Here is a 20480-nt window from a genome sequence, read left to right as displayed (position 1 = left end):
CCCCGGGCGGAGGGCGCACCGCTCGTGGGAGCCGCGGTCACTTCCCGGCCCGTTTCTCCTCGACGAGGGTGACGACACACTCGATGACCTGCGCCAGCGTGAGTTCCGTGGTGTCCACCTCGACCGCGTCGGCCGCCTTGGCGAGCGGTGAGGTCGTGCGGCTGGAGTCGGCCGCGTCCCGCTTGAGCAGCGCCTCGCGGGTCGAGTGCACGTCGACGCCCTTCAGCTCGCCGCTGCGCCGGGCGGCCCGCGCCTCCGGGGAGGCGGTCAGGAACACCTTCAGGTCGGCGTCGGGCAGCACGGTCGTACCGATGTCGCGGCCCTCGACCACGATGCCGCGCTCAGCCGAGGCGGCCAGCGAGCGCTGCAGCTCGGTGATCCGGGCGCGCACGTCGGGCACCGCGCTGACGGCGCTGACCCTGGCGGTGACCTCCTGGGTGCGGATCGGCCCGGACACGTCCACGCCGTCCACGGTGATCGTGGGGTGGGCGGGGTCGGTGCCGGAGACGATCTCCGGCTTGCCGGCCACGGCGGCGATCGCCGAGGGGTCCTCCAGGTCGATGCCGTTGCTCACCATCCACCAGGTGATCGCCCGGTACTGGGCCCCGGTGTCCAGATAGCTCAGACCGAGCTGGGCGGCCACGGCCTTCGAGGTGCTCGACTTGCCCGTGCCGGAGGGGCCGTCGATCGCGACGACTACGGGCGGAGCGCTTTCCACGGTGAGGACGCCTTCCTGGTCCGGGGTGCGGGACGGGGCGTGAGACCGCCCCGGACAAGGTTACTGGGTGTTTGTCACTCGTCCGGCCGCCTACTGCCGGATCGCCCAGCCCCGCTCCCGCAGGGCGGCCGTCAGCACGGGCGCCGCCTTCGGCTCCACCATCAACTGCACCAGACCCGCCTGCTGACCGGTCGCGTGCTCGATCCGTACGTCCTCGATGTTGACGCCCGCCCGGCCCGCGTCGGCGAAGATGCGGGCGAGCTGGCCCGGCTGGTCGTCGATGAGCACGGCGACCGTCTCGTACACACGGGGGGCGCTGCCGTGCTTGCCGGGCACCCGGATCTGTCCGGCGTTGCCGCGCCGCAGCACGTCCTCGACGCCCGCGGTGCCCTCGCGCCGCTTGGTCTCGTCCGAGGACTGCAGGGCGCGCAGGGCGCGCACGGTCTCGTCGAGGTCGGCGGAGACATCGGCGAGCAGGTCGGCGACCGGCCCCGGGTTCGCGGACAGGATGTCGATCCACATCCCGGGCTCGGAGGCGGCGATCCGGGTCACGTCCCGGATGCCCTGTCCGCACAGCCGTACCGCGGTCTCTTCTGCGTGCTCCAGACGGGCGGCCACCATGCTGGAGACCAGGTGGGGCATGTGGGAGACCAGTGCGACGGCCCGGTCGTGGGCGTCGGCGTCCATGACGACCGGCACCGCCCGGCAGTGCGAGACCAGTTCCAGGGCGAGGTTCAGCACCTCGGTGTCGGTGTCCCGGGTGGGGGTCAGCACCCAGGGGCGGCCCTCGAACAGGTCGCCCGTCGCCGCCAGCGGGCCGGACTTCTCACGGCCCGCCATGGGGTGGGTGCCGATGTACCGGGACAGGGCGGCCCCGTCGAGGCCCAGCGCCTCCAGTTCGCGGCGCGGGCCGCCCTTGACGCTGGCCACGTCGAGGTAGCCGCGGGCGAGGCCGCGGCGCATGGCGTCCGCGAGGACGGCGGCCACATGGGCCGGCGGGGCGGCGACGATCGCCAGGTCGACGGGGCCGTCCGGGGCCTCGTCGGTGCCGGCGCCGAGCGCGGCGGCCGTGCGCGCCTGCCCGGGGTCGTGGTCGACGAGGTGGACGACGACGCCCCCCTGGGACAGGGCGAGCGCGGCCGAGGTGCCGATGAGCCCGGTGCCGATGACGAGTGCGGTCCTCACTGGGCGATGTCCTTGCGCAGGGCGGCGGCCGCACCGAGGTAGACATGGGCGAGGTCGGCGCGGGGCCGCTCGGACTCGATGTGCGCGAGGACCCGGACCACCCGGGGCATGGCGCCCTCGATGTCCAGTTCCTGGGCGCAGATCAGCGGTACGTCCACGATGCCGAGCTTGCGGGCGGCGGCGGCCGGGAAGTCGCTGTGCAGGTCGGGTGTGGCCGTGAACCAGATGCTGATCAGGTCGTCGGCGGCCAGCCCGTTCCGCTCCAGGAGCGCGGTGAGCAGGGCCCCGACCCGCTCGTCCATGTGGCCGGCCTCGTCCCGTTCCAGCTGGACGGCCCCCCGGACCGCTCGTACCGCCACGGCGCTGCTCCTTGCTGCGATGAGTCGCGTATCGGCTCTTGGGCCGTCCAGCCTAGTCAGCCCCGGTCCGCCGGGTGCTCGCCGCCCGCCCGCTGAGACGGGCTGTCCCGCCGCCGCTGTCGGCGGGCGGCTCCGGGGGCGGGGCGGGTGGCGCGGACGGAGGCCCCGATCTGGCGAGCACGTCGAGCAGGCCGCACAGCGGATGGGTTCCGCCGCCGTCCTGGGCCTGGCCGACGGCGGACAGCAGGTCGCCGAGGACCCGGCCGGTGGCGGCGTCGTCGCGGCCCTGGCCGAGGAGTCCGCCGAGCAGGCTGCCGGGATCGTGCACGGCCATGATCACGCCTTTCGTCCATGGCCGGGCGCCGGTGCGTACCCGACCTCCAGACCGCCAATGTCACGTGGATCGCCCGCGCGCGCTACTCGGGGTGACGCGCCGGTGCCCGCCGTGCCAGTTGGGCTATCAGGTGAATGAAATGCACCTTTTGTCGTGCTCCATCCTGAATTGCTTCTTCAGGGGTGCCTTCGGTGACAGGATGCTGCTGCTCCGCTCGGAGCGAATCCCCCACGGCCCGGCCGCTGATCTGGCCCTTCCGCACGTTCGGAGTGACGACATGACGCACGGAGCGACGACATGACCCACGACTCGACGCGGCGCGCCGTGCTGGCGACGGGCACGGCGGCGATCGCCGCGACCGCGGTCGGCTGCGGCGGCGGGGGCGGATCGTCCTCGGCCACGAGCCCCGCCACCACCGCCACGACCCCCACCAAGGCCTCCACCCCCGGCCCCGGCAGGCCCACGGGCACTCCCTCGCCCGTGGGCACCCCGGGACAGGAACTGGCACACACGAGCGACATCCCGGTCGGCGGCGGCAAGGTCTTCGCCCACCAGAAGGTCGTGGTCACCCAGCCCACGCGGAACGACTTCAAGGCCTTCTCGGCGATCTGCACCCACCAGGGCTGCACGGTCAACAAGGTGGTCGACGGCACCATCGACTGCCCCTGCCACGGCAGCAGGTTCCACATCGCCGACGGCTCGGTGGCCCACGGCCCGGCGACCCGGCCGCTGCCCGCCGAGCACATCACGGTGGAGGGACACTCGATCCGCCTGGCGTGACCGGACGCGCACTCTCCCGGGGACGCCCGAGATTGGCGATCATGGTCTAGGCGTCCCAGAGGGCTCCGAGGCCGAGGAGGTCGTCCCGGTACTCGATGCGGTCCGTCCAGTCGGCCGGCCAGGCGTCCGCGCCCAGCCGGGCGCCCGCGAAGGCACCGGTGAGGCAGGCGATGGAGTCGGAGTCGCCGCTGGAGCAGGCGGCGCGGCGCAGGGCGGTGACCGGTTCCTCGGGGAAGAGCAGGAAGCACAGCAGGCCGGTCGCCAGTGCCTCCTCGGCGATCCAGCCGGCTCCGGTGGCCAGACACGGGTCCATCTCCGGCGCGGGCGTGCGCAGGGCGTCCGCGAGGCGGTCCAGGACCGCGAGGCACTCGTCCCAGCCGCGCGCGACGAAGTGCTCGGGTGTGGGGTCCTGCGCGCGGGTCCACAGGTCGCCGAGCCAGGCGTGGTGGTAGAGGGTGCGGTTGTCGTGGGCGTACGCGCGCAGTTCGCCGACCAGTCCGGCCGGCTCGGCGCCCAGGGCGAGCAGCCGTACGGCGCGGGCTGTGAGATCGGAGGCGGCCAGCGCCGTGGGGTGCCCGTGGGTGAGCGCGGACTGCAACTGGGCGGCGCCCGCCCGCTGTTCGTCGCTCAGCGCGGGGGCGAGCCCGACGGGCGCCACCCGCATGTTGGCGCCGCAGCCCTTGGAACCCATCTGGCTGGCCCGCTGCCAGGCGCGGTGCTCGTCCTTCAGCAGGTTGCACGCGGTCAGGCAGGTGCGGCCCGGGGCCCGGTTGTTCTCCGGTGACCGGTACCACTCGACGAACTCCTCCCGCAGCGGCCGCTCGAGGCGCTTCGGCCCGAGCACCCCGCGGTCCATGGCCGTGCGCAGTGCGCGGCCCAGGGCGATCGTCATCTGGGTGTCGTCGGAGACGAAGGCGCGCCGCGGCAGCTCCATCTCCCGCCAGGGGCCGCACTTGGCGAGGATCGACGGGACGTCGTTGAACTCGGTGGGGAAGCCGAGCGCGTCCCCGAGGGCGAGGCCCAGCAGGGATCCGGTGGCGGTGCGCCGGGAGACGGTGCCGGTCATACGGGACGTCCTTCCCCGGACGGTCGGAGCAGGGGCGGGTGCAGGGCGGTGGCGCCGCCCGCGCGGTAGAGGGCGGCCGGCTTGCCGCGCCCGCCGGTCAGCCGGGCGGCTCCGGCGGCGGGTGCGACGAAGCCGGGCGTGGCGAGCACCTTGCGGCGGAAGTTGGGGCGGTCGAGCGTGGTGCCCCAGACCGCCTCGTAGACCTGTTGCAGCTCGCCGAGGGTGAAGACGGCCGGGCAGAAGGCGGTGGCGGCACAGGTGTGTTCGAGCCGGGCGCCGACCCGGTCGCGGGCGTCGGCGAGGATCCGGCCGTGGTCGAAGGCGAGCGGCGGGGCCGCGTCGTACGGCAGCCAGCGCGCCTGGGCGGCGTCGCCGCCGCCGTGTGGTTCGGGCGCGTCGGGCAGCAGCGCGGTGAAGGCGACCGAGACGACCCGCATCCGCGGGTCGCGGCCGGGGTCGCTGTAGGCGCGCAGTTGCTCCAGACGCAGCCCGGTGATGTCGCCGAGCCCGGTCTCCTCGGCCAGTTCGCGCCGGGCGGCGGTCTCCGCCGACTCGTCGGGCAGCAGGAATCCGCCGGGCAGCGCCCAGTGGCCGGCGTACGGCTGCTGCCCGCGTTCGACGAGCAGCACGTGCAGGGCGCCGGCGCGGACGGTGAGGACCGCCAGGTCGACGGTGACCGCGAAGGGTTCGTACGCGTGCTTGTCGTAACCCCGCACCGGCACCCCCTTTTAATAGTCGCGACGACTATAAAGAGAGGGGTGTCCGCCGCACAAGCCGTCAGGCCCTCACTGTCTCAGCCCATCAGAGCCACGGTCAGAGGTCGACTTCCTTCATCAGCATCCCGACCTCGGTGTTCGACAGGCGGCGCAGCCAGCCCGACTTCTGGTCGCCGAGGGTGATGGGTCCGAAGGCGGTGCGCACCAGCTTCTCCACCGGGAAGCCGGCCTCGGCGAGCATGCGGCGCACGATGTGCTTGCGGCCCTCGTGCAGGGTCACCTCGACCAGGTAGTTCTTGCCGGTCTGCTCGACCACCCGGAAGTGGTCCGCGCGCGCGTACCCGTCCTCCAGCTGGATACCGTCCTTGAGCCGCTTGCCCAGGTCGCGCGGGATCGGGCCGACGATCGCGGCGAGGTAGGTCTTCTTCACGCCGTACCGGGGGTGGGTCAGCCGGTGCGCCAACTCGCCGTGGTTGGTGAGCAGGATGACGCCCTCGGTCTCGGTGTCGAGCCGGCCGACGTGGAAGAGCCTGGTCTCCCGGTTGGTGACGTAGTCACCAAGGCACTGACGGCCGTCGGGGTCCTCCATGGTGGACACCACACCGGCGGGCTTGTTCAGCGAGAAGAACTGGTACGACTGTGTGGCGACGGTCAGCCCGTCCACCTTGACCTCGTCCTTCTCCGGGTCGACGCGCTTGCCCTGCTCGGTGACGATCTCCCCGTTGACCTCGACGCGGGCCTGGTCGATCAGCTCCTCGCAGGCCCGGCGGGAGCCGTAGCCCGCGCGCGCGAGGACCTTCTGCAGCCGCTCGCCCTCCTGCTCGGCGCCCGGGAAGGTCTTGGGCAGCCTGACGTCCTTCTTGCCCGCGTACCGCTCGCGGTTGCGCTCCTCCGCGCGTGCGTCGTACTCCCGGGAGCGGCCCGGGTCCGTACGCCCGCCGCGCTGCTCGGCCTGCTTGGGCCCGCCCTTGGCGCCACCGCGCGCGGCGCCGCCGCGTCCGGAGCGGGGGCCGTCCTTCGTCGCGCCGGGGCCGACGTCGTAGCGGCGCTCCTCGGGGCGGGGCCTGCGGGGACGGCCCTGCCCCTGCCGCTCGTCCCTGTCGTTGCCGGCACCGCGGTGGTTGCCGCGCCCGCCGTTCCTGCCGCTGCCGCTGCTTCGCATCAAAATTCCGTCTTAGTCGTCTGCGTCCTGACCGCCGGGCGCGTCGGGTGCGTCCGGGTCGAACGACGGCACGCCCTCCTGGGTCTCGGCCTCGATCGCCTCCGCCTCCGGGAGGAAGGGCGCGAGTTCCGGAAGCTCGTCCAGGCCGCGCAGGCCCATCCGCTCCAGGAAGTAGTTCGTCGTCCTGTACAGGATCGCACCTGTTTCGGGTTCCGCGCCCGCCTCCTCGACCAGTCCGCGCTGCAGGAGGGTGCGCATCACACCGTCGCAGTTGACCCCGCGTACGGCCGAGACGCGGCTGCGGCTGACGGGCTGGCGGTAGGCGACCACGGCCAGGGTCTCCAGCGCGGCCTGGGTGAGCCGGGCCTGCTGGCCGTCCAGGACGAAGCCCTCGACGGCGGCGGCGTACTCGGGGCGGGTGTAGAAGCGCCAGCCGCCGGCCACGAGCCGCAGTTCGAAGCCGCGGCCCTGCACGGTGTACTCGTCGGCCAGCGCCCGCAGCGCGTCCCCGATCTGCCGCCTGGGCCGTTGCAGGATCTTGGCGAGGTGCTCCTCGGTCGCGGGCTCGTCCACGACCATGAGCACCGCCTCCAGGGCGGGCCTGAGGTCGAGGTCCGCGACGGTGGGCGTGCCCGCCGGGAGCCCGCTGGTGTCCTCGCTCACGCCTTCTTCTCCTCCTTGGGCTCCTCGGGCGGCCGGTCGAACTCGTCCGTCACGGTCGGTGTCTCGTCGCCGTCGCCGCCGGTCCAGCGCACCATCAGCTCACCGAGGGCGGTCTCCTGGTCCAGGGCCACGGCCTTCTCGCGGTACAGCTCCAGCAGGGCGAGGAAGCGGGCGACCACGGTCAGGGTGTCGTCGGTGTCCTCGACCAGGGCCCGGAAGCTGGCCTCGCCCAGTTCCCTGAGCCGGGCGACCACGATGCCCGCCTGCTCGCGCACGCTGACGAGCGGCGCGTGGATGTGGTCGACGTACACCTGCGGCTTCGGCTTGGGCTGCATCGCCTTGACCGCGAGCCGGGCGAAGCCCTCGGGGCCGATGCTGATGACGACCTCGGGCAGCAGGTCGGCGTGGTGCGGTTCGAGGCCCACGGTACGGGGGTAGCGCCGGGCCTCCTCGTCGAGGCGGCGGTTGAAGATGTCGGCGATCTGTTTGTACGCGCGGTACTGGAGCAGCCGGGCGAACAGCAGGTCGCGGGCCTCCAGCAGGGCGAGGTCGGCCTCGTCCTCGACCTCGGCGGCGGGCAGCAGCCGGGCCGCCTTCAGGTCGAGCAGGGTGGCGGCCACGACCAGGAACTCGGTCGTCTGGTCCAGGTCCCAGTCCGGCCCCATCGCCCGGATGTGCGCCATGAACTCGTCGGTGACCTTGGAGAGCGCCACCTCGGTGACGTCGAGCTTGTGCTTCGAGATCAACTGAAGCAACAGGTCAAAGGGCCCCTCAAAGTTGGCGAGCCGCACTGTGAACACCCCGTCACCGGACTCGCCCCCACCTTCCCCGACACCGCCCGCAGCACCTTCCGCCCCCGCCCCAGCCCCGACAACCTCCGGCTCCGCCTCGAACTCGGCTGCTCCGGCAACGACGGCCTCCGGCCCGGGAATCCCGGGCTCCGGTTCAGCCACGACAGGCTCGGAAACCGCGGGCTCGGGTTCGGCAGCAACGGCCTCCGGCCCGGGAACCGCGGGCTCGGGTTCGGGTTCGGCAGCATCGACCGCGTCGGCCTCCGGCGGCGCGGCACCCGGCCCCCGCCCCAGCGCACGCCTACGGCCGGCGGATACACCGCGGGCAAAAGACTCGTTAGAGGCCATGACCCCCGCAGGCTACCTCCAACCAACCCCGACGAAGCCGACCAAGGCCCCGCAAGACGTCCCAAAGGTGCACGGGGCAGTATCGATTTGCGGCTCCGCCGCGCGGGCGCGACCAGCCCCCACCAAGCCGCAGCCGAACCACAACGCATCACGAGGGTGCCACCAGCCACAACGAAGCCACAGCCGAACCACAACGCATCACGGCCGAAGCCCAGCGCTCAGCGCCCCCGCAGGCGACGTACCAGAATGCTCGCGTCCCCCCGGGACTCCAGATCGGCCAGCACCACGGCGACCGCCTCCCGCACGATGCGCCCGCGGTCGACGGCCAGCCCGTGCTCACCCCGCAGGACCAGGCGCGCATGCTCCAGGTCCATCAGTTCCTCCGCGGACACATACACGGTGATCTTCTCGTCGTGCCGCTCGCGCCCGCTGGGCCGCCGTGCCGCGGCGCGTCCCCGCTTGCGTGGCGGCGTGCCGGCCGAGGAGGCGGCAGATGAACCTTCCTGCGCCGCCTGACGCCGCGCGGGCCGCTCCGCGGCGGCGGAGCGGCTGCGGGACTCGCCGGTATCGGCGGGCTCCGCCTCCGCCGCCACATGCTCCGCGCCGTCACCGTCGCCGCCCTGCGCGGGCACGGACTGCGGCGCGTCCTCGGCGGCGGCCGGGTCACTCTCCCCCGCGGGGGCCGGCACCCGGGCCTCGCCGTTGGCCTGGCGCCGGGGAGTGGACCCCTGGAGCGCCATCCCCCCTGTCGTACGGAACAGTTCGTCGGCCCCGGGCAGACTCACTCGGCGTGACACCGGGCGAGCACCTCCCTGGCGAGCTGGCGGTAGGCGGCGGCACCGACGGAGTTGGAGGCGTAGGTGGTGATGGGCTCACCGGCGACCGTGGTCTCCGGGAAGCGGACCGTGCGGCCGATGACCGTGTGGTAGACGTGGTCGTCGAACGCCTCGACGACACGCGCGAGCACCTCACGGCTGTGCACCGTGCGCGAGTCGTACATCGTGGCGAGGATCCCGTCGAGTTCCAGCTCCGGGTTGAGCCGCTCCTGGACCTTCTCGATGGTCTCGGTGAGCAGCGCCACCCCGCGCAGGGCGAAGAACTCGCACTCCAGCGGCACGATGACCTTGTGCGCGGCCGTCAGGGCGTTGACGGTGAGCAGGCCGAGCGAGGGCTGGCAGTCGATCACGATGTAGTCGTAGTCGGGCAGCAGCGGCTTCAGGGCGCGCTGGAGCGTCGACTCGCGGGCGACCTCGGAGACCAGCTGGACCTCGGCGGCGGACAGGTCGATGTTGCTCGGGAGCAGGTCCATGTTGGGGACCGCGGTCTTCAGCAGGACCTCGTCCGCGGACATGCCCCGCTCCATGAGCAGGTTGTAGACGGTGAGGTCGAGTTCCATCGGGTTGACGCCGAGGCCGACCGACAGCGCGCCCTGCGGGTCGAAGTCCACGAGCAGTACGCGCCGGCCGTACTCCGCGAGCGCGGCACCCAGGTTGATGGTCGACGTGGTCTTGCCGACGCCGCCCTTCTGGTTGCACATCGCGATGATCTTCGCGGGTCCGTGGTCGGTCAGCGGGCCCGGGATCGGGAAGTACGGCAGCGGGCGCCCGGTCGGGCCGATGCGCTCGCGGCGCTGACGGGCGGCGTCGGGCGCGAGCGTGGCCGCGTACTCGGGGTCGGGCTCGTACTCGGCGTCAGGGTCGTAGAAGTGCCCCTCGGGCAGTTCGTCGTAGTCGGCGAAGTGGTTGTGGGGCGCGCCACTTCCGTCGCCGGCCATGGCGTTCACGTGATGGCCATCCATGCTCGGGTGTGCTGGCTGAGTCACCCGGGGATGCGGGTGACTCCGGTGGGCTGCGAAGGTGCGCACAGCGACGGAGCCGACAGCCTCGAACCCCGCGGGACCCTGATCCCGTACCGGCATTCCTGGTTGACCACCCCCGGGAGAAAATGTCGACTCATTCACAAGTCGTCTTACCTCCTTGGTGACCAGGGGACTTCTAGACAGGTCAGCGTGGCACCATGCCGACGGTTGGCGACTCTATGGCGTGTCGGCGGTCCGCAGCAACACAATCCGCCGGACCCGGCAGGATGTGTCGGCAATGGAACATCCCTCTGTCAAGGGCGTACGGCCGTCGCACAGCAGGTTTCACCGGTGTACGAATCGGTCGAAGGGTTACGTTCGAGGCGAGTTGACCGAGAGCCGCAAAGTGACCATACACACATCCGGCCGGACCTTGCGGGACAAGGACCGGCCGGATGCATGCGGTTGACGCGTCGAGTTGACGTATCGCCTTTACGCAATGGTGACTTAGCCGAGCAGGCTCTCCAGCGCCACGTGCTCCAGGCCGTGCGCCTCGGCGACCTCTCGGTAAACCACCTTGCCGTCATGGGTGTTGAGACCCTTGGCCAGCGCGGGGTCGCGACGCAGCGCCTCGACCCAGCCGTTGTTCGCGAGGGAAACGATGTAGGGCAGGGTGGCGTTGGTCAGCGCGTAGGTGGAGGTGTTGGGCACCGCGCCCGGCATGTTGGCGACGCAGTAGAAGACCGAGTCATGGACCGGGAAGGTCGGCTCGGCGTGCGTGGTGGGGCGGGAGTCCTCGAAGCAGCCGCCCTGGTCGATCGCGATGTCGACAAGGACACTTCCCGCCTTCATCCGGGAGACCAGCTCGTTGGTGACCAGCTTCGGGGCCTTGGCACCCGGGACGAGGACGGCGCCGATCACCAGGTCGGCCTCCAGGCACGCCTTCTCCAGTTCGAAGGCGTTGGAGACGACGGTCTGCACCGTCGTCCCGAAGACCTTGTCGGCCTCCTTGAGCTTGTTGATGTCCTTGTCGAGCAGGGTCACCTGGAAGCCCATGCCGATGGCGATCTGCGCGGCGTTCCAGCCGGAGACGCCGCCGCCGATGACGACGGCCCTGGCGGCCAGCACACCCGGCACCCCGCCGGGCAGCACCCCGCGTCCGCCGCTCGCGCGCATCAGGTGGTAGGCGCCGACCTGCGGGGCCAGCCGGCCCGCGACCTCGGACATCGGGGCGAGCAGCGGCAGGGCGCGGTTCGCCAGCTCGACGGTCTCGTACGCGATCGCCGTGGTGCCGGACTCCAGCAGCGCGTCGGTGCACTCCTTGGAGGCGGCCAGGTGCAGATAGGTGAAGAGCGTCTGGTCCTTGCGGAGCCGGTGGTACTCCTCCGCGACCGGCTCCTTGACCTTGAGCAGCAGGTCGGCGGCGGCCCACACCTCGTCGGCGGTCTCCAGGATCTCGGCGCCGGCGGCGACGTACTCCTCGTCCGGGATCGAGGAGCCGACACCGGCGTTGCGCTCGACGACGACCTGGTGACCGCCGCGCACCAGCTCGTGCACGCCGGCGGGGGTGATGGCCACCCGGAACTCGTTGTTCTTGACCTCGCGGGGGATGCCGACCTTCACGTCGATCACGGTCCTTGGCTCAGAGGATGTGGGGGCATTGCAAGATATTCCGGGCATGCGCGGGCACACCGGGAGACACCGCAGGAGAAGGTGCGGCAGAGCCAGTCTAATGAAGGTGTTCCGGCTGTCTAGCCTTTCATTGCGTCAATCTTCGTCAGATGTACTGCGGATTTCGCAGGCGTTAGCGCCGTGTTCCGGGTCCGGCCCGCTCGCGCGGCCCTCCTGGAGGTCCTGCCCCTCCTCACCCAGCATGCGCTCGGCGGCGCTGCGGTGCAGTCGGGCGGCGGCGCTGTCGCCGAGGCGCTCCAGGGTGTCGGCGAGCCGCAGCTGGAGGGCGGCCTGGAGCCGCACGTCCTCGGCCCGGCGTGCCCACTCAACCGCTTCCTGGCAGGTGCGCAGCGATTCCGCGGGCCGTCCGGCGTACTCCTGGACCCGCGCCAGCTCGCTCAACGCCCGTGCCTGCCCTGCGACATCGCCCGCCTTGCGGTAGCCGGCGACGGCCGCGCGCCAGCCCCTGAGCGCCTCGCCGTAGCGGCCCGCGTAGGTGTGGGCGGTGGCGATCCGGCCGTAGAGCCGGGCGGCGTCCGCACGCTCGCCGCGGGCCAGGCGCTGGGCAAGGGCCCGCCCGAACCAGTCGGCGGCCCGGTCGTGGTCCCCCAGCTCCTGGTGCGCGCCGCCTACGGATTCCATCGCGCGGCCGGTCGCATACGGGTCGTCGGCCTCCCGTCCGGCGTCCAGCGCGGCCCGGTACCGCACCAGCGCCTCGGCCGTGCGGCCGGTCCTGGCGTCCAGGTCGCCGAGGTTCAGCAGCGCGGCGGCCCGCTCCCTGGGCAGGTTCCGGCGTTCGGCGACATCGAGGACCAGGGTGTGGATACCGTACAGATCGGCGGCGGCCGCCTGGGTGCCGAAGTGCGCCACCATGGCCCTGACCAGCTGGGACATCAGCCGACGGGCCAGTGTGTCCAGTTCCCCGTCGGCGACCGCGAGCCGCGCGGCGGCCAGCAGCGCGGGCCGGCGGATGCGCAGCCAGTCGGCGGCGGCCCGGGGCGTCGGGAAGCGCAGGGTGCGGGGCAGTCCCTGGAGCCTTGCGCGGACATCGGGGTTGTCCGTCTCGGTGATCGCCCGGCAGGAGTGGAGCAGGCGCACGGTCCGCTCCAGCATCCGGGCCCGGGCCAGTTGCAGCTCGCCGGGCCGGTCCTGGGCCTCGGCGAAGGCGCGCAGCAGGGGATGGAGGCAGCCGGGGACCTCGTACTGCGGCAGCGGGGAGGCCACCACCCGCAGCAGGCCGAGGCCGACGAAGTCGTCCAGGGTGGTGTGGGCGGCGCTCACCGAGCAGCCGGCCAGGGCGGAGGCGGTATGCGGGTCGACCAGGCCCGCCGGGGCCAGGCAGAGCAGTCGCAGTATCCGGGCGGCGGGCCCCGGCAGGGTCTCGTGGACGAGCCGGAACACCCGGCCGAGCGGGCCGCGCTCATCACTCTCCGCGTTCAGGCGCTTGGCCAGGTCGGCGACGGCCGCCTTGGGGCGGGCGGCGAGCCAGCCGCCGGCCAGGGCGAGGGCGGCGGGCTGGGCCTGGCACGCCTCGACCAGGTCCTCGGCGGCGCGCGGGTCGACGGTGATGCGTACCGAGCCGGTGCAGCGGGCCAGCAGTTCCAGGGCCGACTTGGTGTCGAGCCCGCCCACGGTGCACGGGCGGACGTCCGCGATCCCGGTCAGCGGGCCCTCGGACACGGCGACGACCAGGCAGTCAGGGCTGTCCGGAAGGAGCGCGTCGACCTGCTCGGCGCCGCTCGCGTCGTCCAGCAGGAGCAGCACCCGGCGCCCGGACAGGGCGGCGCGCAGATCGGCGGTCAGATCGTCCTCGGCGGCTCCGGCCGGGGTGGGCAGTCGAAGGGCGGTCAGCAGTTCGCGGGCGGCCTGCTCGACCGGGACGGGGGTGCCGTCGGGCTCGCCGAGGCAGGCGCGCAGCACGCCGTCGGGGTAGCGGTCGGCGACCTGCCGGGCCAGTTCGCCGGCGAGGGCGGTGCGGCCCGAGCCGGGCCGGCCTGCGACGAGGAGCACCCGGGCGCGGGGGGCCTTGCGGCCGGCGATGGTGTCCAGCCCCGCGCGCTCGATGTCGGCGCGCAGTTCCTTCAACTCCCTTGTACGGCCCAGGAACCGGCCTTCCACGGCCGGGGGTCCCGACAGCTGCACGCCGCCTGTGTCCACCGCCTGATCCGTCACGGGCCACACTCCCGTCCCACCGCACGCGCGGCCGACCGGGACTGAGGTCCGGGCGCCGCGCCTTCTCTTCGGCTCATTCGCGAGGAGCCTAGTTCACGCTCTGCGACGTTCCGGGTGGAGCGCGGCGGGCGGGTCGCTCGATCGGATCAGGCGATCGTCACACCGGGGGCGGGGCGGTCGGGCTCAGCAGGCGAAGGGGCGCGCGGGCCAGGGCGCCTCGGCCGGGCGCAGGGCGTCGAGACCGTCGCCCGCCCGGGCGCCGACCAGTGACAGGACGCCCACCGCGAGGCAGTTGTTGTGCAGTTCCCCGGCCAGCACGCCGCGCACCAGTTCGTCGACGGGCACGCGCGCGTACTCCAGGTCGCTCTCCTCGTCCTCGACGGCGAAGCGCTCGCCGTCCGCCTCGGACAGGTTCCGGGCCAGGAAGATCCGTACGGCCTCGTCGCAGCCGCCCGGAGTGGTGTACACGTCGGTCAGCACGCGCCAGTCCTCGGCCTTGACGTGCGCCTCCTCGTACAGCTCGCGCTGGGCCGCGTGCAGCGGGTTCTCGCCGGGCACGTCGAGCAGTCCGGCCGGGATCTCCCACAGCTTCTGCCGGACCGGGTGGCGGTACTGGCGGATCAGCAGGACCCGGTCCTCCTCGTCGAGGGCGAGCACGCCCACGGAGCCGGGGTGGACCTGGTAGTCGCGGCGGACCACCGCACCGTCGGGCATGACCACCTCATCCGTGCGGACCGAGGTCTTGTTCCCCACGAAGGGAGTCTCGGTCGCCCGGATCTCCCATTCCTCCGGGCTGTCCTTGATCGTCATGCCCTGTCCTTCCACGTGCGCACGAGAAACCGGGGCGCCCACCGTGCCGGCGCCCACCCCGGCCACCGTACCGCCGGTGTGTCTACTCGGAATCGTGCTCCGCACCGACCGCCCGCCGCACCGCCGCCCGCACCAGGCCGGCGAACAGCGGGTGCGGCCGGGTCGGGCGCGAGCGCAGCTCGGGGTGCGCCTGCGTGGCGACCAGGTAAGGGTGCACTTCGCGCGGGTACTCGACGTACTCGACGAGCTTGCCGTCAGGCGACGTCCCGGAGAACACGATGCCGGCCTTCTTCTCCAGCTCCGCGCGGTAGGCGTTGTTGACCTCGTAGCGGTGGCGGTGGCGCTCCTCGACGTACTCCTTGCCGTCGTAGACCTCGCGCACGATCGAGCCCTCGGCCAGCTTCGCCGGGTACATGCCCAGCCGCATGGTGCCGCCCATGTCGCCGTCGCCGGCGACGATGTCGAGCTGTTCGGCCATGGTGGAGATGACCGGGTGGCCGGTGGCGGAGTCGAACTCGGTGGAGTTGGCGTCGGGGATGCCGGCCAGGTGGCGCGCGGCCTCGATCACGATGCACTGCAGGCCCAGGCACAGGCCGAGCAGCGGGACCCCCCTCTCGCGGGCGTAGCGGATCGCGCCGACCTTGCCGAGCACGCCGCGGTCGCCGAAGCCGCCCGGGATGCAGATGCCGTCGACGTCGGCGAGCTGGGCCTGGGCGCCGGCCGGGGTCTTGCAGTCGTCCGAGGTGACCCACTTGATCTTCACCCGGGCCCGGTTGGCGAAACCGCCCGCGCGCAGCGCCTCGGTGACCGACAGATAGGCGTCGGGCAGGTCGATGTACTTGCCGACCAGCGCGAGGGTGACCTCGTGCTCGGGCTTGTGGACGCGGTCGAGCAGATCGTCCCAGGTCGTCCAGTCCACGTCGCGGAAGGGCAGGTCGAGCTTGCGGACGACGTAGGCGTCCAGGCCCTCGGTGTGCACGACCTTCGGGATGTCGTAGATCGAGCGGGCATCGGGGCAGGCGACCACGGCGGCCTCGTCGACGTCGCACATCAGCGAGATCTTGCGCTTGATCGCGGTGGGCACTTCGCGGTCGCAGCGCAGGACAATGGCATCAGGCTGGATACCGATGTTCCGGAGGGCCGCGACCGAGTGCTGGGTCGGCTTGGTCTTCAGCTCACCGGAGGGTCCGATGTAGGGGAGCAGCGAGATGTGTACGACGAAGACGTTGTCCCGGCCCACCTCGTGCCGTACCTGACGGACGGTCTCCAGGAACGGCAGCGACTCGATGTCGCCCACGGTGCCGCCCACCTCGGTGATCACGACGTCCACCTCGTCGGTGGCCATGCGCCGGATGCGGTGCTTGATCTCGTTGGTGATGTGCGGGATGACCTGCACCGTGTCGCCCAGGTACTCGCCGCGCCGCTCCTTGGCGATCACGGTCGAGTAGACCTGGCCCGTGGTGACATTGGCGCTGCCGTCCAGGTCGCGGTCGAGGAAGCGCTCGTAGTGTCCGATGTCCAGGTCGGTCTCGGCGCCGTCGTTGGTGACGAACACCTCACCGTGCTGGAAGGGGTTCATCGTGCCAGGGTCGACGTTCAGGTACGGGTCGAGCTTCTGCATCACGACCCGCAGCCCCCGGGCCTTGAGCAGCATGCCGAGGCTGGAGGCGGTGAGGCCCTTGCCGAGCGAGGAGGCGACACCCCCGGTGACGAAGATGTGCTTGGTCGTCGTGGCTGTGTTGGTCCTGAAAGCAGCGGGCGGCATGGCCAAGAGGGGGCTCCCGTGGTCGCGGTCTGTGTTGCGGTGCGGCTCCGGTCCGGAGACTTCCGGGGTGCCGTCGCTGCGGTTCGGGGGACCCCTTGTCGTCGGAGGCGTCGGATTTCCGTCGTCGTATGTCCGTCGGGGGCGCCCACCGGTCCACGGGCTACCAGGGTATCAGCGCCGTGGGGACATGACTTCCGGCCACGCTCCGCGCACACGTCGACACGGGCACGCACCGCTTACCCGGTTCTCACCCATTGCTCACTCGTTCGGCTCATGCAGGTTGTCCGGAGCGGCACGCAGATCATCTACGTGCGTCGTATCCTGCTCGGACACTCGCTGCCGAGCCCGGCCGGCAACACGGCACACCCCCGCCCGTATCCACCGGAACAACGAGAGCTCGTCAGTTCGTTGAGTTGTGATCGTCGTTTTGCCTCAGGGCCGGACGACTGATTTGCTTCAAAGCTCAACGACGCATAACAACACCCCTTGACCGCAATTAGCGACAACCCCGTTCCGGGGTGACGTGGCCGTTCGACTGGAGTTGCACGTGGCCGGGCGCATCGAAGATTACGCACTCATCGGAGACATGCAGACAGCGGCGCTGGTCTGCCGGGACGGCACAGTGGACTGGCTGTGCCTGCCCCGCTTCGACTCGCATGCCGTCTTCGCCGGGCTGCTGGGCACCGAGGAACACGGATTCTGGCGGCTGGGCCCCGCCCACGCCGCCGACGCCCAGCCGCCCACGGCCGCCCGGCGCACCTACCGTGGCGACTCGCTGATCCTGGAGTCGGAGTGGGACACCCCGCGCGGAACGGTCCGTGTGACGGATTTCATGCCCCCGCGTGACGGCGCCCCGCAGCTGATCAGGATCGTCGAGGGCGTCACCGGCCGGGTGCCCATGCGCTCCGCCCTGCGGATGCGCTTCTCCTACGGCCGGGTGGTGCCCTGGGTGCACAAGCACGACGGGCGCACGGTCGCGGTCGCGGGACCGGACTCGGTGTGGTTCGACACCACCGCGGAGACCTACGGCAAGTCGCTCACGACGTACGCCGACTTCACGGTCGCCCCCGGTGACCGGATCGCGTTCACCATCTCCTGGCAGCCCTCGCACCGGGAGCCGCCCGGGCTGCCCGAGCCGGAGCAGTCGCTGGAGGCGACCGAGGAGTTCTGGCGCGAGTGGGTCGAGCACTGCACGTACCACGGGCCCTACCGGGAGGCGGTGATCCGCTCCCTGATCACGTTGAAGGCCCTGACGTACGCCCCGACGGGCGGCGTCGTCGCCGCGCCCACCACGTCCCTGCCCGAGGACATCGGCGGCGTACGCAACTGGGACTACCGCTACACCTGGCTGCGGGACGCGGCGATCACCCTGTCCTCGCTGCTGCGCACCGGCTACCGTGAGGAGGCCCGCGCCTGGCGCGAGTGGCTGCTGCGGGCGGTGGCGGGCGACCCGGAGAACCTGCAGATCATGTACGGCATCGCGGGCGAGCGCGAACTGGGCGAGGCGGAGCTGGACTGGCTGCCCGGCTACGAGAAGTCCGCCCCGGTCCGGGTCGGCAACGGCGCCGCACACCAGCTCCAGCTCGATGTGTACGGCGAGGTCACCGAGGCCCTGCACCTGGCCCATATGACGGGCCTGGCCCGCAACGACTACGCCTCGCTGCTCCAGCTGAAGCTGATCCGCTACCTGGAGGACCACTGGGACGAGCCGGACGAGGGCATCTGGGAGGTGCGCGGCCCGCGCCGGCACTTCGTGCACTCCAAGGTGATGGCCTGGGTCGCGGTGGACCGCACCATCAAGCTGATCGAGTCCGGTGACGCGGACGGCCCGCTGGAGCGCTGGCGCGAACTGCGCGACGACATCCACCGGGACGTGTGCGAGCGGGGCTACGACAAAGAACGCAACACCTTCACCCAGTCCTACGGCTCCAAGGAACTGGACGCCTCCCTGCTGCTGATCCCGCAGATGGGCTTTCTGCCGCCGGACGACAAGCGGGTCATCGGCACCATCGAGGCGATCCAGCGGGAGCTGTCCACTCCGGACGGCTTCATCCTGCGCTACCCCACCGAGGGCGAGCACAAGGGCGTCGACGGCCTGCCGGGCGACGAGGGCGCCTTCCTCGCCTGCTCGTTCTGGATGGCGGACGACCTCGCGATGATCGGACGCGTGGACGAGGCACGCAAGCTGTTCGAGAAGCTGCTGTCACTGCGCAACGACCTCGGTCTGCTCGCCGAGGAGTGGGACCCGGTCCGCAAGCGCCAGGTCGGCAACTTCCCGCAGGCTTTCAGCCATGTCCCGCTGATCGACACGGCCCTGCGCCTGACGGCCTCGGGCGCCTACGGCGGCTGAACCCGGGTAGGTTCCCAGCTCCCGTGTCCTTTTCCCACGAACTGTGGCCACTCGGCGGCCCCGGTCGAGACTGCGCAGGCCAGAGACACGGCCTCAATGAACAATCCCGAGGATTTAGACACGGCCGTGAGAACGAGCGGCTGGACACGCCGTGAGACACCGCGAGAAGTCGCAGGTCACGGCGTCGCTTTAGGACACGAGCAGCGAGAACCTACAACCCGACCGGATGACGCGCCCGGCCTAGGCTGGAAGCGGAGCCTGCCCTGCCCGGGAAGGGGACGGCCATGGGTTTCCGCTCGACGGCGGGCGCCGCCCTCGCCGCGCTGCGCGCGGATCTCGCCGGTGATGTGTTCGCCCCGGGAGACGCCGGCTACGACGCGGCCCGTGCCGTGTTCAACGCCGCCGTCGACCGGCGGCCGGCGGTGATCGCGCGGTGCGCGGACACCGCGGACGTCGTCCGTGCCGTGCGCTTCGGCCGGGACCTGGACCTGCGCATCGCGGTGCGCGGCGGCGGGCACGCGGTGGCGGGCACGGCCCTGGGCGACGGGGCGCTCGTGGTGGATCTGCGGCGCCTGCGCGGGGTGACCGTGCGCCCCGAGGCGGCGACGGCGCATGTCGAGGGCGGGGCCACCCTGAGCGATCTGGACCGGGCCGCCGGGCGGTACGGGCTGGCGAGCAGCGGCGGATACGCCCCGGGCATCGGCGTCGCGGGCTTTGTGCTGGGCGGCGGCACCGGCCGGCTGGACCGCGCCTTCGGGCCCGCCGTCGACGACCTGCTGGGCGTGGAACTGGTCACGGCCGACGCCGAGCGGGTGCGGGCGAGCGCCGACGAGAACCCCGAACTGTTCTGGGCGCTGCACGGCGGCGGCGGCAATTTCGGCATCGCCACCGCGCTCACCCTGGGCCTGCACGCCCTGCCCGAGTTCTCCCTCGCCCTGGTCGTGTGCCGGCCGGAGCACGGCCGTGACCTGGTGCGCGCCTTCCGCGAGGTCATCGCCACCGGCCCCGACGAGGCGGGCGGCGCCGTCCTGTACACCACCGGCACACCCGCGCCCCTGCTGCCGGAGCGCCTGGCCGGACGGCCGGTGTACACGGCTCTGCTGACGTACGCGGGCGGCCCGAGGGGGCTGCGCCGGCTCGCCGCGCCGCTGCTCGCGCTCCCCCACGAGGCGGACTTCGCCGGGCCTGTGCCGTACGCCGCCGCCCCGTTCTGGCCCGCCGCGCCGCCCGGGCTGCGCCACCACTGGTCGGCGGAGTGCCTCACGGATCTGCCCGACGACCTGGTGGACGTCTTCTGCGCCCGCGCACGGAGGGTGCCGGCGGCGACCGGCAGCCGGTTTCTGCTCGTCGCGCGGGGGGGCGCCGGCGCCGCGGGCCCCGCCGACCTCCCAGTGGCCCACCGGCACGCGCCCTGGCTGGTGCACCCCTGCGCGATATGGGCGGACCCGGCCGACGACGAGCGGGCCGCGGCCTGGGTCCGGGGCGCCCGCGCCGACGTCGGGCCGTGGCGGACCGGGGCCGTCTGCCTCACTCTCATCGGCGACGAGGGGCCCGAGCGGGTACGGGCGGGGCTGGGCGCCGGGAACACCCTGCGCCTGGCCAAGGTCAAGCGCGGCTACGACCCGGACAACGTGTTCCGGTTCAACCCCAACATCCGGCCGGTGTAGCCGGAACCATCCAGCCGGTGCGGCCGGGAGCCCACGGCCGGTACAGCCGGGACCATCCGGCCGGTGTGGCCGGGAGCCCACGGCCGGTGCGGCCGGGAGCCCACGGTCGGTACAGCCGGGACCAT

The 20480-nt window shown here is 72.1% G+C and carries 18 protein-coding genes; 3 read left to right on the top strand and 15 right to left on the bottom strand.

Features of this window, described 5'->3' with window-relative positions; genetic code table 11:
• Positions 1–37 precede the first annotated feature (37 nt).
• The 4 genes from cmk to ABT245_RS07115 all read right to left on the bottom strand — a co-directional run bounded on the left by cmk (position 38) and on the right by ABT245_RS07115 (position 2596).
• Entirely contained in the window at positions 38–718 is a 681-nt protein-coding gene (gene cmk / locus ABT245_RS07130) for a (d)CMP kinase (RefSeq protein ID WP_351729723.1), read from the bottom strand.
• A 90-nt stretch (positions 719–808) separates the two neighbouring features.
• A complete protein-coding gene (locus ABT245_RS07125) occupies positions 809–1903 on the bottom strand; it encodes a prephenate dehydrogenase (protein ID WP_351729720.1) in 1095 nt (364 codons plus the stop codon).
• Positions 1900–2262 carry a chorismate mutase gene (aroH, locus tag ABT245_RS07120; protein WP_351729717.1) on the bottom strand — a complete coding sequence of 121 codons (363 nt, stop codon included), beginning with the start codon at positions 2260–2262 and terminating at the stop codon, positions 1900–1902. The genes ABT245_RS07125 and aroH overlap by 4 nt, the downstream gene beginning before the upstream one ends.
• Before the next feature lie 52 nt (positions 2263–2314).
• Positions 2315–2596, bottom strand: a complete 282-nt coding sequence (locus ABT245_RS07115; protein ID WP_351729714.1) for a hypothetical protein — start codon at positions 2594–2596, stop codon at positions 2315–2317.
• Positions 2597–2893: 297 nt separating this feature from the next.
• Here ABT245_RS07115 and ABT245_RS07110 point away from each other — a divergent pair, with 297 nt between their 5' ends.
• Positions 2894–3376 (top strand): Rieske (2Fe-2S) protein, encoded by a 483-nt coding sequence (locus tag ABT245_RS07110; protein WP_351729711.1) that lies wholly within the window; start codon positions 2894–2896, stop codon positions 3374–3376.
• 46 nt (positions 3377–3422) lie between these two features.
• Here the strand turns inward: ABT245_RS07110 and ABT245_RS07105 are convergent, their stop codons facing one another.
• From ABT245_RS07105 to pyrG, 11 genes are all read right to left on the bottom strand, one after another.
• On the bottom strand, positions 3423–4442 hold the full coding sequence (locus ABT245_RS07105) for an ADP-ribosylglycohydrolase family protein (protein ID WP_351729708.1): 1020 nt from the start codon (positions 4440–4442) through the stop codon (positions 3423–3425).
• Positions 4439–5158 (bottom strand): NUDIX hydrolase, encoded by a 720-nt coding sequence (locus tag ABT245_RS07100; RefSeq protein WP_351729705.1) that lies wholly within the window; start codon positions 5156–5158, stop codon positions 4439–4441. The genes ABT245_RS07105 and ABT245_RS07100 overlap by 4 nt, the downstream gene beginning before the upstream one ends.
• Before the next feature lie 97 nt (positions 5159–5255).
• Entirely contained in the window at positions 5256–6320 is a 1065-nt protein-coding gene (locus ABT245_RS07095) for a pseudouridine synthase (RefSeq protein WP_351729702.1), read from the bottom strand.
• A gap of 12 nt (positions 6321–6332) precedes the next feature.
• Positions 6333–6983: an SMC-Scp complex subunit ScpB gene (gene scpB / locus ABT245_RS07090; RefSeq protein WP_351729699.1), complete on the bottom strand. Its 651-nt coding sequence runs from the start codon at positions 6981–6983 to the stop codon at positions 6333–6335.
• Entirely contained in the window at positions 6980–8122 is a 1143-nt protein-coding gene (locus tag ABT245_RS07085) for a segregation/condensation protein A (protein WP_351729696.1), read from the bottom strand. Before ABT245_RS07085 ends, scpB begins: the two co-directional genes overlap by 4 nt.
• A 218-nt stretch (positions 8123–8340) precedes the next feature.
• Positions 8341–8919 (bottom strand): hypothetical protein, encoded by a 579-nt coding sequence (locus ABT245_RS07080; RefSeq protein ID WP_351729693.1) that lies wholly within the window; start codon positions 8917–8919, stop codon positions 8341–8343.
• Positions 8904–10040: a ParA family protein gene (locus tag ABT245_RS07075; RefSeq protein ID WP_351729690.1), complete on the bottom strand. Its 1137-nt coding sequence runs from the start codon at positions 10038–10040 to the stop codon at positions 8904–8906. Before ABT245_RS07075 ends, ABT245_RS07080 begins: the two co-directional genes overlap by 16 nt.
• A 387-nt stretch (positions 10041–10427) precedes the next feature.
• Positions 10428–11552 (bottom strand): alanine dehydrogenase, encoded by a 1125-nt coding sequence (ald, locus tag ABT245_RS07070; protein ID WP_351729687.1) that lies wholly within the window; start codon positions 11550–11552, stop codon positions 10428–10430.
• Positions 11553–11687: 135 nt separating this feature from the next.
• Positions 11688–13763, bottom strand: coding sequence for a tetratricopeptide repeat protein (locus ABT245_RS07065; RefSeq protein WP_351729684.1), 2076 nt, complete (start codon positions 13761–13763; stop codon positions 11688–11690).
• 183 nt (positions 13764–13946) lie between these two features.
• Positions 13947–14573 carry an NUDIX domain-containing protein gene (locus ABT245_RS07060; RefSeq protein ID WP_351729681.1) on the bottom strand — a complete coding sequence of 209 codons (627 nt, stop codon included), beginning with the start codon at positions 14571–14573 and terminating at the stop codon, positions 13947–13949.
• An 82-nt stretch (positions 14574–14655) separates the two neighbouring features.
• Positions 14656–16338 (bottom strand): CTP synthase, encoded by a 1683-nt coding sequence (pyrG, locus tag ABT245_RS07055; RefSeq protein ID WP_351729678.1) that lies wholly within the window; start codon positions 16336–16338, stop codon positions 14656–14658.
• 547 nt (positions 16339–16885) lie between these two features.
• Between pyrG and ABT245_RS07050 the strand changes: the two genes are divergently transcribed.
• The gene (locus tag ABT245_RS07050; protein WP_351730199.1) at positions 16886–18688 is read left to right on the top strand and encodes a glycoside hydrolase family 15 protein; all 1803 of its coding nucleotides are present in this window, start codon (positions 16886–16888) and stop codon (positions 18686–18688) included.
• A gap of 284 nt (positions 18689–18972) precedes the next feature.
• Positions 18973–20355 carry an FAD-binding oxidoreductase gene (locus ABT245_RS07045; protein ID WP_351729675.1) on the top strand — a complete coding sequence of 461 codons (1383 nt, stop codon included), beginning with the start codon at positions 18973–18975 and terminating at the stop codon, positions 20353–20355.
• Positions 20356–20480 lie beyond the last annotated feature (125 nt).

This window comes from Streptomyces sp. NPDC001508, assembly GCF_040298665.1.
Lineage (GTDB): Bacteria > Actinomycetota > Actinomycetes > Streptomycetales > Streptomycetaceae > Streptomyces.
Note: the sequence above shows the minus strand (reverse complement) of the source record. Positions and strands in the feature narration are given on the sequence as shown.

Coding starts and splice junctions, on each gene's coding strand:
- ABT245_RS07115 (WP_351729714.1), bottom strand. CDS start 2,596: ATGGCCGTGCACGATCCCGGCAGCCTGCTCGGCGGACTCCTCGGCCAG.
- ABT245_RS07110 (WP_351729711.1), top strand. CDS start 2,894: ATGACCCACGACTCGACGCGGCGCGCCGTGCTGGCGACGGGCACGGCG.
- ABT245_RS07105 (WP_351729708.1), bottom strand. CDS start 4,442: ATGACCGGCACCGTCTCCCGGCGCACCGCCACCGGATCCCTGCTGGGC.
- ABT245_RS07095 (WP_351729702.1), bottom strand. CDS start 6,320: ATGCGAAGCAGCGGCAGCGGCAGGAACGGCGGGCGCGGCAACCACCGC.
- ABT245_RS07085 (WP_351729696.1), bottom strand. CDS start 8,122: ATGGCCTCTAACGAGTCTTTTGCCCGCGGTGTATCCGCCGGCCGTAGG.
- ABT245_RS07075 (WP_351729690.1), bottom strand. CDS start 10,040: ATGCCGGTACGGGATCAGGGTCCCGCGGGGTTCGAGGCTGTCGGCTCC.
- ABT245_RS07060 (WP_351729681.1), bottom strand. CDS start 14,573: ATGACGATCAAGGACAGCCCGGAGGAATGGGAGATCCGGGCGACCGAG.
- pyrG (WP_351729678.1), bottom strand. CDS start 16,338: ATGCCGCCCGCTGCTTTCAGGACCAACACAGCCACGACGACCAAGCAC.
- ABT245_RS07045 (WP_351729675.1), top strand. CDS start 18,973: ATGGGTTTCCGCTCGACGGCGGGCGCCGCCCTCGCCGCGCTGCGCGCG.